Origin of the sequence: Billgrantia aerodenitrificans (assembly GCF_021404405.1) — a bacterium.
GTDB classification, from domain to species: Bacteria; Pseudomonadota; Gammaproteobacteria; order Pseudomonadales; family Halomonadaceae; genus Halomonas; species Halomonas aerodenitrificans.
The window spans coordinates 15363-29029 of record NZ_JABFTV010000013.1 but is presented as its reverse complement, the minus strand read 5'-3'; the positions used below and the strand labels follow the sequence as shown (position 1 = coordinate 29029).

At 62.4% G+C, this 13667-nt stretch carries 13 protein-coding genes; 6 read left to right on the top strand and 7 right to left on the bottom strand.

Features of this window, described 5'->3' with window-relative positions:
* The first annotated feature begins 87 nt into the window (after positions 1 to 87).
* Positions 88 to 690: a LysE family translocator gene (locus HOP59_RS20580; RefSeq protein ID WP_010628122.1), complete on the top strand. Its 603-nt coding sequence runs from the start codon at positions 88 to 90 to the stop codon at positions 688 to 690.
* A gap of 18 nt (positions 691 to 708) precedes the next feature.
* On the opposite strand, the gene HOP59_RS20575 is transcribed toward HOP59_RS20580, so the two are convergent.
* The 4 genes from HOP59_RS20575 to HOP59_RS20560 all read right to left on the bottom strand — a co-directional run bounded on the left by HOP59_RS20575 (position 709) and on the right by HOP59_RS20560 (position 3820).
* A complete protein-coding gene (locus tag HOP59_RS20575; RefSeq protein ID WP_234255441.1) occupies positions 709 to 1656 on the bottom strand; it encodes a threonine ammonia-lyase in 948 nt (315 codons plus the stop codon).
* 9 nt (positions 1657 to 1665) lie between these two features.
* Entirely contained in the window at positions 1666 to 2283 is a 618-nt protein-coding gene (locus HOP59_RS20570; protein ID WP_010628124.1) for an exopolysaccharide biosynthesis protein, read from the bottom strand.
* 70 nt (positions 2284 to 2353) lie between these two features.
* Entirely contained in the window at positions 2354 to 3259 is a 906-nt protein-coding gene (locus HOP59_RS20565) for a cation diffusion facilitator family transporter (RefSeq protein ID WP_234255440.1), read from the bottom strand.
* Between the two features lie 105 nt (positions 3260 to 3364).
* Positions 3365 to 3820 (bottom strand): Lrp/AsnC family transcriptional regulator, encoded by a 456-nt coding sequence (locus tag HOP59_RS20560; protein ID WP_010628126.1) that lies wholly within the window; start codon positions 3818 to 3820, stop codon positions 3365 to 3367.
* 130 nt (positions 3821 to 3950) lie between these two features.
* On the opposite strand from HOP59_RS20560, the gene HOP59_RS20555 reads away from it, so the two are divergent.
* The 3 genes from HOP59_RS20555 (at position 3951) to HOP59_RS20545 (ending at position 8474) form a co-directional block, all read left to right on the top strand.
* Positions 3951 to 5168 (top strand): methionine gamma-lyase, encoded by a 1218-nt coding sequence (locus tag HOP59_RS20555; RefSeq protein WP_234255439.1) that lies wholly within the window; start codon positions 3951 to 3953, stop codon positions 5166 to 5168.
* A 120-nt stretch (positions 5169 to 5288) separates the two neighbouring features.
* Entirely contained in the window at positions 5289 to 6995 is a 1707-nt protein-coding gene (locus HOP59_RS20550) for a methyl-accepting chemotaxis protein (RefSeq protein WP_234255438.1), read from the top strand.
* 126 nt (positions 6996 to 7121) lie between these two features.
* Complete coding sequence (locus tag HOP59_RS20545) at positions 7122 to 8474, top strand: cytochrome P450 (protein WP_234255437.1); 1353 nt, start codon at positions 7122 to 7124, stop codon at positions 8472 to 8474.
* A gap of 74 nt (positions 8475 to 8548) precedes the next feature.
* On the opposite strand, the gene HOP59_RS20540 is transcribed toward HOP59_RS20545, so the two are convergent.
* Complete coding sequence (locus HOP59_RS20540) at positions 8549 to 10075, bottom strand: sensor domain-containing diguanylate cyclase (RefSeq protein ID WP_010628130.1); 1527 nt, start codon at positions 10073 to 10075, stop codon at positions 8549 to 8551.
* Positions 10076 to 10312: 237 nt separating this feature from the next.
* Here HOP59_RS20540 and HOP59_RS20535 point away from each other — a divergent pair, with 237 nt between their 5' ends.
* Positions 10313 to 11146 carry an AraC family transcriptional regulator gene (locus HOP59_RS20535; RefSeq protein WP_010628131.1) on the top strand — a complete coding sequence of 278 codons (834 nt, stop codon included), beginning with the start codon at positions 10313 to 10315 and terminating at the stop codon, positions 11144 to 11146.
* Between the two features lie 22 nt (positions 11147 to 11168).
* Here the strand turns inward: HOP59_RS20535 and HOP59_RS20530 are convergent, their stop codons facing one another.
* The gene (locus HOP59_RS20530) at positions 11169 to 11762 is read right to left on the bottom strand and encodes a LysE family translocator (RefSeq protein WP_234255436.1); all 594 of its coding nucleotides are present in this window, start codon (positions 11760 to 11762) and stop codon (positions 11169 to 11171) included.
* 126 nt (positions 11763 to 11888) lie between these two features.
* On the bottom strand, positions 11889 to 12575 hold the full coding sequence (locus HOP59_RS20525) for a type 1 glutamine amidotransferase domain-containing protein (protein ID WP_234255435.1): 687 nt from the start codon (positions 12573 to 12575) through the stop codon (positions 11889 to 11891).
* A gap of 107 nt (positions 12576 to 12682) precedes the next feature.
* On the opposite strand from HOP59_RS20525, the gene HOP59_RS20520 reads away from it, so the two are divergent.
* Positions 12683 to 13630: a DUF3626 domain-containing protein gene (locus HOP59_RS20520; RefSeq protein WP_234255434.1), complete on the top strand. Its 948-nt coding sequence runs from the start codon at positions 12683 to 12685 to the stop codon at positions 13628 to 13630.
* Positions 13631 to 13667 lie beyond the last annotated feature (37 nt).

The window sequence follows — 13667 nt, the reverse complement described above, 5'->3', positions numbered from 1 at the left end:
ACCTTTGACGCCAATATTGGCAGGATTATGCTGGAAATTGTGCGCACAATCCAAGCGAAAATCAAAAATTGTATGGGTGCAAATGCAATGGAAGCTTTGGCGTTACTCGGGCCGGCGGCCCTCTATATGATCTCGATGACCATCACTCCCGGGCCCAACAACGTGATGCTCACGGCCTCGGGAGCCAACTACGGCTTCATGCGCACCTTGCCGCACATCTTCGGCATTCTGGGCGGCTGCTTCCTGCTGTTCGCCGGCATTGCCCTGGGGTTGGGGCTGATCTTCGAGCGCTACCCGGCGGTGCAGACGGTGCTACGGGTGATCGGCAGTGCCTACCTGCTCTATCTGGCGTGGAAGATTGCCACCGCGCCGCCGCCCGATTTTCGCCTGGAGGGCGAAGGACGACCCTTGAGCTTCTGGCAGGCGGCGGCGTTCCAGTTCGCCAATCCCAAGGCCTGGGTCATGGGGCTGGCGCTGATGGCGGGGTTTCTGCCTGAAGGCGGTAACTTGGTGATCAACGCACTGATGCTGGCGGCCTTCGCCGAGCTGGTCGGTCTGCCCTGCATCGCCCTGTGGGCCGGGTTCGGCGTGGCCATCGGGCGCTGGCTCGACACGCCCCGCGCCTGGCGAATCTTCAACTGGACCATGGGGGGGCTGACCGCCGCCTGCGTCTACTTCATCCTGGCCTGATCGAGGGGGTAACCGTGGTTACAGGAAATCGGTCAGCTCCTCCGGGCTCATGTTACCGCCAGTGATCACCACCACCACATCGCCTTCGAAGGGTAACGCGACCGCCCCTTCGAGCAGGGCGGCCACACCCACGGCCGCGCCCGGTTCTGCCAGCAGCTTGGCCTGGTAGAGCAGATGGCGCATGGCGCGGCCGATGGCATCGTCGTCCACTTGCAGCAGTGTCTGGGTCGTTTTACGGCATACGGGGTAGGTGTGCTCACCGACGATGGCGGCGCCCAGGCTCTTGGCGCAGGTAGCGACCCGTGCCAGGCGCTCAGGCGCGCCGGCCGACCAGGCCGCGGCCATGCTGGCGGCCCCGCTGGGTTCCACGCCGATCAAGGCAAGCTCGGGCTTCAGTGCTGCGGCGGCCGAACCGATACCGGCGATCAAGCCGCCGCCACCCACCGGGCACAGGATGGCGGTAGCCTCGGGTGCCTGTTCGAGAATCTCCAGCCCCACCGTGCCCTGGCCGGCGATGATGCGCTCGTCGTCGTAGGGGTGCACCAGGGTCAGGCCGCGCTCCGCTACCAGCTTGCGCATCAGCTCCCAGGCTTGGTTGATGTCGCCGTGCAGAATCACCTCGGCGCCGAGCTTGCGGCTGCCTTCCACCTTGAACACGCTGGCGTTCTCGGGCATCACGATTGTCACCGGCACACCAGCCTCGCCGGCCGCCCAGGCGAGCCCCAAGGCGTGATTGCCCGCCGAGACCGCTCCCAGCCCGCCGGCCAACTCCGCATCGCCGGCGCTGCGCAACCAGTTGAGCCCACCGCGAGGCTTGAACGAGCCGGTGCGCTGAAACAGCTCCCCCTTGAGCCAGATGCGCCGCCCGAACTGCTCGGACAGCACATGGTCGAGCAGCAGCGGCGTGGGCGGCAGGCTGTCGGCGATACGGCGCTGGGCTTCCAGAATACGTTCAAGCGGTAGCATGGAAGACTCCTACAGCAGGTTGTAGAGCATGGTGAAAAGACTGATGCCGGTAATGATGAAAGCGATGATGGAGAGCAGGCCGTCCCGGGCCATGATGGCTAGCCCGAACAGGGTCAGCGCCACGCCGGCAATGTTGACCGTCAGCGGTACGAGTTCCATGGGGGGCATGGCGATGGAGAGCACGAAACAGGTTACGGCGATCACACGTATGGCGAAGTCGCCGGTCATGAACGAGATGCGATGGTAGACCAGGCGGTCGATCATTCGAGATGGCTTGCGCATCCAGCCCAGACCCTTGTGAACCTTGTCGCTTGAAAGCTGGCGATTTCGCAGCCAAGCCGGTAGCCAAAAGGTGCGTCGGCCGACCAGTAACTGAGCGCATACCAGAAAGGTAAACATGCCCATCAGTGAAGGCACCCCGGGAATCCCGCTGATGACCGGTGCCAAGGTCACCAGGCCGGCCAGCAACAGCAGGGGGCCGAAGGAGCGACGTCCGATCGCCTCCAGTACGGCATCGAAACGCAGCTTGCCCGAAGGGGTTTCGATCGCTTCGATGGTCTCGATCAGTTCGATCAGATTGTGCGGCTCTCTGGGCTCATCCTCGGTGTCCCCCTTGGATACTGCCATAGTCTCCTCGCTGCCTGGGTCCAGGGCCGCCTCAGGGGCGGCGCCACATTCAGCATAGCTTCACTATCGCTCAGGCCCAGCGCGGGTCGGCAGTGAAGGCCACCGTGAACCAGCGTCGCTCCGGCGGCGGGCTCAGCTTCGCGGCGATCTCCTCGCGTATCTCGTCCAGCGCGGCGATGCCCCGGTCAGCGGCAAACTCCGGCGTGGTGACGATATGGATCTCGATATAATGCCCGCGCCCGGCCTTGGCCACGTGGCTGAAGTATTCGAGCAGTCCTTCACGCTGCATCACCGGTTCCATGGCGGCGTGCACTTCGCGGTCGATATTGCTGGGAGCGATCAGCAGGATCTCGCGCAGCGCACGGCGCACGATACCGATGGGCACCGGCATGAAGCAGACCGTGAGTATTACCAGCAGCAGCGAATCGATGTAGCGGGTCAGGTGCTCCCACTCGGTGCCCTGCAGCAGCAGGCCGATGCTGAAAGCCACCAGCAGCGAGGTGGTGATGAGCGCGGCCATCAGCCAGCCCTGCATGTCGATCCGCACGAACTCCGACTGCGCCCGGCGGTTGATGCGGCGCTGGTAGAAGACCATGGCGTAGCACATGGTGGCGACTACCACGGCGTAGCCGATGGCCACGTCGAAGGCCAGCGGCTGGCCGCCCTCCATCAGCCCCTGGAGCGCATTGAGGAAGGCGTAGAAGCACAGCAGCATCAGAATGCTGCCGTTGAGTGCCGCCACCAGCGGCTCCAGGTGCCAATAGCCGTGCTGAAAGCGCTGGCTGGCTTCGCGCACCGCCAGCCTTGCCACCAGCAGGGCGAGCGCCGACATGGCGGCGTCGATGGTAGAGAACACCCCGTCGAACAGGATCGACTGTGAGCCGGCCAGCAGCCCGAACGTCACCCCCAGGCTGGAGACCACGAGGGTGACGACGATGGAGATCTTGAGCGCCCGCTGCTCGAGAGAGGCTTGCATGATGGTTCCTCGAAACGCAAAACCTCTCATGCTAACCGAGCCGGGAGAAAGAGGGGAGAGGGAGGGCAACTAGGCGTGTGAAAGAGGCTAAAGGTGAGGAAGCGGCTAAAGGTGTGGAAGCGACGGCGCCTGCTTCACCACCCCAAACGCAAAGCTGGTATCGATGGAGCCGATGCCGGGGATGGTGTGCAGGGTGTCGCGCATGAAGCGCTCGTAGTCCTCGAGGCTGGCTGCCACTACCCGCAGTTGGTAGTCGCGCTGCCCCGTCAGCACGAAGCAGTCGATGATCTCGTCGATCTCCCGCACCCTGCGCTCGAACTTGGCCACCGTCTCGGTGTCGTGGCGGGCCAGCGAGATGCGGGTGAAGACGGTCAAAGGGTAGCCGTAGCGTTTCTGATCGATGATTGCCGTATAGCCGCGTATCACACCCTGCTCCTCGAGCCGCCGGACCCGCCGCAGGCAGGGGGAGGGAGAGAGATTGACCCGCTGGGCCAGGTCCTGATTGCTCAGACGCCCATCGAGCTGGAGCTCATGCAGGATCTTGCGGTCGATCTTGTCCATGACTGAGCCTGTTCTTGGAATATTATTGCCAAAAACTAGCCAAACGAGGCAGAGAACGAAAGCAAATTCTCTTGATGCGGGCATAGCATGACAAGACAACAAGCGACATTCCTCACCGTGGAGTCGAGTCATGCAACAGCGCCACTCTCAGCAGGGCCACTCTCAGCAAGAACAAGGCTTCGCCACGCGAGCCATCCACGCCGCCTACGACAGCCGGGACGAGCAGGGGGCGCTGACACCGCCCATTCATCTGACCTCCACCTTCACCTTCGAGAGTGTCGAGCAGGGCGCCGAACGCTTTGCCGGCGAAGCTCCCGGCCACTTCTACTCACGGATTTCCAATCCCACGGTGGCCACTCTGGAACAGCGCATGGCCAACCTGGAGGGTGCCGAGGCCGGCCTGGCCACCGCCTCGGGCATGGGCGCCATCACCGCGCTGATGTGGAGCCTGCTGCGCCCCGGGGATGAGCTGATTACGGACAGCCATCTATATGGCTGTACGCACGCCTTCTTTCACCACGGCCTGACCGAGTTCGGCATCCGAGTCAGGCACGTGGACCTCTCCCAACCGGCGGCGCTGGAAGCGGCAATCGGCGAGCGCACCAAGCTCGTCTATTTCGAGACCCCGGCCAATCCCACCATGCGCCTGGTGAACATCGAGGCAGTGAGTCGTATCGCGCACCGGCACGGGGCGCGTGTGGTAGTGGACAACACCTACGCCACCCCGGTCATCACCCGGCCCCTCGAGTGGGGCGCGGATTTCGTGGTGCACTCCGCCACCAAGTACCTTGGCGGCCATGGCGATCTGATCGCCGGCATGCTGGTGGGCGGTGAGGAGGAAATGCACAGGGTGCGTCTCACCGGGCTGAAGGACTTCACCGGCGCGGTGATGTCGCCTTTCACCGCGTTTCTGATCATGCGCGGCCTGAAGACGCTCGAAATCCGTATGCAGCGGCAATCCGCCTCGGCGCTCGAGGTGGCCCACTGGCTGGAGCGGCACCCGGCGGTCGAGCGCGTCCATTACCCCGGGCTGGCCAGTTTTCCGCAGCATGAGCTGGCGCGGCGGCAGATGAGCGATTTCGGCGGCATCATCGCCTTCGAGCTCGCCGACGGCCTGGAGGTCGGGCGCCGCTTCATGAACCGCCTCGAGCTGATTCAGCGCGCCGTATCGCTGGGCGACGCGGAAAGCCTGATCCAGCATCCGGCCAGCATGACCCACTCGGTGCTGAGCCCTGAAGAGCGTGCCGAGCATGGGATTTCCGAGACGCTGATCCGCCTTTCCGTGGGACTTGAAACGCCGTCGGACATACAAGCGGATCTGGCCCAGGCGCTGGAGGCCAGGACGTAATCCGGCTAGACAAAAGTCGTAATTTTGAACTTTTGGCTAAAATCTACCGGCCGGCTGCCGATGAAAACCATGTACCTGGAAGTTTGACACCAAAGTTTTACGACCCATGGGAGCGGTACGATGAGGCATCTTTCCATCAAGTGGAGCCTGACGGCAGCCCTGGCCGCGCTGGTGCTGATGATCGGACTGATCAGTGGGTTGGGGTTCTATTCCAACAGCACCAGCGAAGCCGCCCTGCACGAGCTGGCGGAAACCAACGCTCAGCTCTCCAACCTGGCCAACCGCGCCCAGGTCAACGTGCTGCGTGCGCAAACCTTCCTCGATCGCTATGCCGCGCACAGCGCCCAGGGCAACCCCGATCTCGGTCGCGAGAATCAGGAGATGGCCGTGGCGGCGGTAGAGACTGCGCAGGAGCGTTTCGCCGAGTTCCGGCAGATTGCCATCGCGCCTGACGATACCCGCGCGCCATACGTGGCAGCCATTGCCGAGGCATACGATGCCTACGTCAACGAAGGGCTGGTGCCGCTGCTGGATGCCGCGCCCTTCCTGGTACAGCGCCGGCAGGACCAGTTGGCCGAGCTGGGGGCCGGCCTGGACGATGCCATGGAGGCCTTCATTGCCTACAGCGATCAGCGTGGCGCCGTTGCCATCGCACAGGTGAAAACCCTGAGCAATCGCATCGGGGCGACTGCCCTCGGCCTGTTGATCGTGGCCCTGGCCGCCGCCTTCTTCATTCGCCTTGCCATGATGCGTATGGTCGTGACGCCCCTGCGGGGAGCCATTGCCCACTTCGAGCGTATCGCCGATGGCGACCTGACGGCACGCATCGAGGACCGGGGCCGCAACGAGATCGGTCAGCTCTACGGTGCCTTGGGGCGCATGCAGGAGAAGCTCAAGACGCTGGTGGTATCGCTGCGGCAAAGCAGTGAATTCGTCTTCACCGGCGCCGGAGAGATCGCCTCGGGCAGCCAGGACCTATCGTCGCGTACCGAGGAGCAGGCTGCTGCCCTGCAGCAGACGGCCTCCAGCATGGAGGAAATGGCCTCCACGGTGAGCAAGAATACCGACACCGCCGTCGAGGCCGACCGGCTTGCCGCTTCGGCTTCGAAAACCGCCGAGGCGGGGGGCGAAGAGGTGGAGCGCACCGTCAAGCTGATGCGCGAGATTTCCGAGAGTGCCAAACGTATCAACGAGATCATCGGCGTGATCGATTCCATTGCCTTCCAGACCAACATCCTGGCGCTCAATGCCTCGGTCGAGGCGGCGCGGGCGGGCGAGCAGGGTCGCGGCTTCGCCGTGGTGGCAAGCGAGGTCCGCTCCCTGGCCAGCCGCAGTGCGGAGTCGGCCAGAGAGATTCGCACCCTGATCGAAGCCACTACCAGCCAGATTGGCACCGGTGCCGAGCAGGCCGAGCGCAGCGGTGAAACCATCAATGCCACCGTCGACTCGATTCGGCAGGTCACCGCGCTGATGGCCGAGATTTCCACCGCGACACGAGAGCAGAACAGCGGCATCGAGCAGATCAATGCTGCGCTCACCGAGATGGATTCCGTCACCCAGCAGAATGCCTCTCTGGTCCAGCAGACGAGTGCCGCCGCTGCCTCGTTGGAGCAGCAGGCCAGCAGTCTGGCGGGATTGATTGCCACCTTCCGCGTCGACGAACATGCCGTCTCGGCCACTGCCGCGGCTCAGCCGCGTGAGCGTCACCCGGAGCAGGGCGAAACGACGCAAGGGCCTGCCGAGAAGCGTCAGTCCGTCAAACTGGTCGATCCCAAGCCAGGGGCACGTCGGCGCTCCACCGTAGAGGAGGACTGGAGCGAGTTCTAACCGCTTCTCGCCGTTGGTGAGTCGGAAGCTTCGAGTTAACTGCTGTAAATTTTTGTGAGAACAAAGGCTTGTCATAAGTTGCGCGACTAGACTGCGAACCAGGATGGATAGCAGAAGGAGTGCAACATGACGAAGGATTCGACATCCAACAGCCTGCCTCAAGCCACCACAGGCGAAACGTTGGCGGTGATGGGCGATGTCTTCGTACCCAACATCGCCAAAGGGGTGATCATTCGCCGGCCCAAGGTGGTGGGAGTGGCGGAAAAACTTGGCCTCGATGCGAGAGCCATTAGCCGCCTGAAATCGCTCAACGAGAAGTACGGCCCGGGCCCGCTGATGCTGAACACGCCCGAGGGCAAGCCGATGGCGTTGATTCTCGACCCCGACCACGCCAATCGGGTGCTCAACGAAACTCCCGAGCCGTTCGCTACTGCCGAATGGGCCAAGCGCAAGGCGCTCGAGCACTTCGAGCCCGATATGGCGTTGGTTTCTCACGGTCCCGAACGGGCCGAGCGCCGTCGTTTCAACGAAAAGGTGCTGCACAGCGAGTGCCCGGTGCACGGCCTGGGGGCTCGTTTCGTGCAAGTGGTCGAGCAAGAGGCCGGCGAGCTGCTCACCCAGGTCGAACGGCATGAGAACAAGCTCGACTGGGACATGTTCGAAGCGACCTGGAATCGCGTAGTGCGCCGTGTGGTACTGGGCGATACCGCCCGCGACGACCATGCCCTGACGGAGATGTTGGAGAAGCTGCGTTCCGCTGCCAACTGGGCCTTCTTCCACCCGGGCCACGACCGCGTGAAGGACGACTTTCTCGAGCGAATCCGCACCTACCTGAAGCGTGGGGAAGAGGGCAGCCTGGCAGGGGAGATCGCCCGCACGCCGACCAACGAGACCACTCAGCCCGAACATCAGGTGCCACAGTACCTGTTCGCCTTCGACCCCGCGGGTATGGCTACTTTCCGCGCCCTGGCGCTGCTTGCCGCTCACCCCAATCAGGCCGAGCGGGCTCAGGCCGAGATAGCCGAGAATGCCGGTAACCCCGCCCCCAAACTCGACTTTCTGCGAGCCTGTCTGCTCGAGTCGCTGCGGCTATGGCCCACCACGCCCATGGTGCTGCGCCAGACTACCGAGGAGACCGAGTGGGAGAACGGCTCCATGCCGGCCGAAACGTCGATACTCATCCTGGCGCCCTATTTCCATCGCGATGATCGCCACCTGGATGAAGCCGATCGCTTCAACCCCGACCTCTGGCTGAAGCCTGATGCCGTTGGCGACTGGCCGCTGATCCCCTTCAGCGGCGGTACCGGCATCTGCCCGGGGCGCCGCGTGGTGCTGACGGTGACCAGCCACATGCTGGCCAAGCTGTTGCAAGGCCGGGAGTTCCAGTTGAACCCACCGACGCGCCTGCTCAGCAGCAAACCGATGCCGCCGCTGCTCAACAACTACGACCTGGAGTTCAAGGTCGGCGGCAGACAGTGAATAGCTAGATAGAGAATATGGGTACCACTCAGCAGTGACACCGTGCTACCTCAGCATGAGGGGTGCGGTGTCGCTCAACTGAGGGCTCGCTGCTTGCGCCGCTCGCTCTTGTCGTCGTACATGCGCTCGTCGGCCAGGGCAAGCACTTCCTGGGCAGGCACCTCGGTGGAGCTGGCACTACCGAGGCTCAAGCGTAGCTCCAGCGTCAGTTGCTTGCCGTCGGCCGTGGTGATGCTGCAGCGTTGGCCTTCGATATGCGTTCTGATCAGGCTGGCCAGGCGATTCGCGGCCGTGAGGTCCGCAGAAGGAAACAGGACGACGAATTCGTCACCGCCGTATCGCGCCAGGATGTCACTGGCGCGGCAGTGGACTTGCAGGCGCTCGGCCACCGTGGTGATGAGCTGATCGCCCGCTACATGACCATAGCGGTCGTTCACCGCCTTGAGTCCGTCGACATCCATCATCAACACGGCAAAATTCAGGCTTGGCGTCTGCCCCTTACCCTGGATGCTCAACTGCAAGGCCGATTCGAAGAAGCCACGGTTGTAGAGCCCTGTCAGCCCGTCGCGCTCCGCCGTTTTCTTCAGCGCGAGGTGCAGCAGCTTGTTCTCGGTGGCGGCCGCCAACTGGTCGACGAAAAGGGGCAGCATGCGCTCCAGCCGGTCATCCAGCATGGGGGCACGCACGATCAACCAGCCATCGTACAGGCTTAGCCGGCCCGCCATCGAGGTAGCATAAAGCTGTTCGCCGACACTCTGCTCGCGTAGCTTGACCACACTTTCCTGCCGATCATGGAGCGTTGCCAGCAGGCCGCCCAGCCGTCGCTCATCCTCGACGCCGAGCTGCAGACCGGCCACGGCGGCGTAGCGTGTCACTTCGGGCCGACTGCGCTCCTGCAGGAACACGGCGAATCCGTACTCGGGGAAATCGGCATGCAGGTGTTTCAGGGAGTCGTCCAGCAGCATATGAATGTTCGAGGCGCTGTTGGCAACGCCGCCCAGTTCGAGCAGGGCGTGGAAGACCCGGTTCTGGAACTTGGTCTCGCGCATGCTGCGACCGAGCTGACGATTTTGCCCGTACATCACGTAGGCAATGGCCAGAAAATAGACCACGGCGCCGGCTCCCTGATAGATGTCCAGCCCGGTGCTGACGTAAGGCCGAATCTCGAAGCCGGACAACGCGCTCCAGCCCAGGGCGCCGCCGGCGAACAGTGACATGGAGACCAGCATGCGGCGCGGGCCGGCTACCACCATGTTGTTCATGAAGCAGGCGAGTGCGATGGACAGTGTGGCCAGCACGTAAAAATCCAGCACGCTGCACCACACACCAAACAGCAGGCTGTCGCACAGCAGATTCTTGAACTCGGCTCGCTTCGAATCCTGGGCTTGGGCCGCGTGCAGGTAGGCCATCGCCGGCCATAGCAGCAGGAGCAGCCCCGGTAGAATCAGCGACCAGCCGCGGCCTTCCGCGAGCGCGATCCATACTGTAAGGCCGAAGGTGTGGAGAAAGGCAAAGGCACGGGGAGGCAGCGTTGCCAGGGCGAGTCGATGAGGACGCCTGGCACCGAGCAACTTGTGAGAGTAGGCCTTGGATGTCAGCAAGATCTCAGTCTATTTTGAAGGCCGAACGGATGAGACGGCGCTAGCACATTGAGCCCGGGCGTCTCGTACGAATTTCCATTAGCCTAGCATTAGTGAAAGCAGTAGACAGTACCCATCAATGGGATCGTTCGTATTCAGGCCAACTCCCTTTATCGTGTGAGTGTGAAGATGTGGCTGTGGCGCATCGAGTGTGGCAAGGCGCTACACTGTGGTGAGCTGCCAGTAAGGAAACTCATCATGACGACTCCCACCAAGCCGCTGTTCTGGCGCGATGCGCGCATGCCCCACGTGGAGCTGCGCAAGGTAGAGGATGGGCGCAAGGTCTGTTACGCGCCACACAGTCATACCCAATGGTCGCTGGGGGCGATCACCGCGGGGGAGAGTACCTTCCGCTACCGGGACGACCGCCATCACGTGCGGGCCGGCACCCTGGTCATGATGAACCCCGGCTGGATGCACGCCTGCAGCGCCATCGAGGACCGACCCTGGGGCTACCTGATGCTCTACGTGGATGCCGAGTGGCTGACCGCGTTGCGTTACCAGGCAGGGTTGCTGGAGGCACAGCACTGGCAGGACATCGCTACCGCGGTGATCGACGAGAACGAGTGGTACATGGGGTACTGCCGCATGGCGGCCTGCCTGCTGGATACGAACCGCGACCTGCTCGACAAGCAGACCGAAGTGGTGGAATACCTCTCAGCGTTGATGCACCGACTAGCCGGCCAACCGGCGCGACCGATAGCCCGGGCGCCGGCCACGCTGAAGGCTTTGGCCGCTTATCTGGACGAGCACGCAAGCGAGGACATATCGCTGGACGACTTGTGCGAGCGCAGCGGCTACAGCGCCGGCCATCTGATACGCGCCTTCAAGCGTCATTTTGGGTTCACGCCTCACGCCTATCTGGTCAATCGGCGCATCCAGCTCGGCCAGCATGCCTTGAAGAACGGCACTCCCATTGCCGAAGCGGCACTGAATGCGGGCTTTGCCGACCAGCCGCACTTTCAGCGCACCTTCAAGCGCATGGTCGCCGCCACGCCGCAGCAGTATCGGCAGTCCTCACTCGAGCAATAGGTTCTCACTCGATGAATAGCCCTCACTCAAGCAAAAGATAGAGGCAACTGGCAGCAAGCAGCAGCGCGAGGGTACGGTTGATCGTCACCAGTACCGTCGGGCGATGCACGTAGCGGCGCAGAAAGGCGCCGGCATAGACCCAACTGCCCAGCGACAGCCAGCAGATCGGCAGATAGAGGGCGGCGAACAGCAACACCTGGTTCAGATCGCTGCCGCTGGTGTAGGCGCCGATGCCCGACGCCGACGCCAGCCACGCCTTGGGGTTGAGCCACTGCATCAGGGCTCCCGTCATGAATCCCGGTGCCCGCTGGGCCTCGTTCTCGGGCAGGCGGCCATCGTCGCGAAACAGCCGCCAGCTCAGGTAGAGCAGAAACGCCACGCCGGCCCAACGCAGCGCCTGGGTGAGACCCGGCACCAGTGCCAGTGCCGAATAGAGGCCCAGGCCCACGGCAACGAAGAGCACAATGAAGCCCACGGTGGCGCCAGTGACGAACACCAACCCCTGGGAAAGCGGATAGCGCGTACCGCTGCTCAGGCATACCAGGTTTACCGGCCCGGGCGAGATCGAAGCCGCAAGGGCAAACGCCGACATCGGCAGAATCATGGCAAGGCTCATCGTCATCCTCCTGGGTGGCAATGGCCTGAGTCTGCCGCTGCGGCGCGGTGCGGTATTGAAGGAAATTGATACGGGATCAAGTCAGCGGCTACCGGTCAGAGCGGCCGGTAGCCTGAAGAGTGGTGACTACTTGCCCAGCGCCTCCAGCAGCAGCTTGGCCGTAGGCTCCGACGAGGGCGGGTTCTGCCCGGTGATCAACTTGCCGTCCTGGCGAGCATAAGGGGTGAACACATCCGCCTTGGAGTAGTGGGCGCCACCCTCCTGAAGGGCGTCCTCCACCAGATGGGGTACGACGTCGGTAAGGCCGACCGCCGCCTCCTCGTCGTTGCTGAAGCCGGTGACCTGACGGCCACGGATGATCGGGTTGCCATCGGGATCGCGGGCATGGATCAGCACGATGGGCGCGTGGCAAACGGCAGCCACCGGCTTCTGCTGCGCCCAGAAGGTCTCGACCAGGCGGATCGAGTCCGCATCGTCGACCAGATCCCAGAGCGGGCCGTGGCCGCCGGGGTAAAAGATGGCGTCGAAGTCATCGGCGCTGACCTCGCTCAGCTTGTGCGTATTGGCCAGGGCCTGCTGGGCCTTGTCGTCCTGCTGGAAACGACGGGTCGCTTCGGTCTGGCTCTCCTCGGCGTCGCTCTTCGGGTCCAGCGGCGGCTTGCCGCCCTTGGGCGATGCCAGTACTACCTCGGCGCCGGCATCCACGCAGACATAGTAGGGGGCTGCCAGCTCCTCCAGCCAGAAGCCGGTGGGCTCGCCGGTATCGCCGAGGCGGTCGTGGGAGGTCAGGACCATCAGAATGCGTGGGCTCATGAGGCTCTCCTTTACTTGATGCCGGTGGGCAACCGGGTCCATGGTGGTTTAAAAGGCTATACAGGAGCGTAGCGTGTCTATCGTCGCGAGCCTAATAGCATGCGGTAATGACCAAAGAGGCGTTGCCCTCGCTCCGCACGGCTGTCAATGGTGTCGCAGGCTGTCGGATTCAAGGTTCCCTAATGGCTGATGAAATGGATACCAACAACACCCTTGGTGCTCTGAGCGAGCCCCAATCAAAGTGTATTGATTTCTTTAGGAAAAACGGCTGCGGAAGAGTCGTGGCTGATACCTTGGAAGTGACGATCAACTTCCATCCTGATCGTTTGACGTCAACAGGCATGCCTTTGCTGGCAGCGATTAACCTTGATGGTGTGCTGAAATCTCAGTTCGAAACACGCACCAGTAATGGAGGTCTCACTGCTTTTCCTGGTGGTGCGCGGTGGATATGGGAAAGCTGTGCATTCAAAGGCGCTTACGATAGCTGTGAGCCTTCCGCTCGTCCGAAATATGGCGCTTTGAACTACAAGAAGCTTGCTTCTGGAGGCTCTCCTCGCTTCGGCTCCTCGTATTTCAAGCTCAGACCGACATTACTGGATAGGGTGACATTCTGTTACCCGGAAAGCTTTTTTGGCCCCAGAGGCTACGGGGCGGGACGCCATGTAGGACACTTGATTGAAATGGCGGATTCTGATGAAAGAGATCCTCTCGATCACTATATCGAAGCGCATGTTCATGGAGTGATTGATATCCATGAAGATGTCCAGGCGGTGGTCTTGGACCCGAGTTACAAGAATACCGAGGTGCAGAAGTTGGCCAATGAGTTGCCGTTTGCAACCTCGTGGCACGCAGGATTTCGATTGTCGACTGACGCCATGAGCCAGCATCCTGGCTTTCGAGGGCATGAGATAGTCAAGGCGGGCCAGGAAATCGCAGTCGATGGCTGGCTGACACCAGAAATCATAGGAAGGGCGGTTAACGAGGAAGTCATGGATGCTCAGAAGTTGAAAAAAGTCTGGCACTATCTGGCTCGCTTCGGAGACCAGAACCTGTAAACGCCAGTGGACCCGACATGCAGCCAAGGAGGAAAAC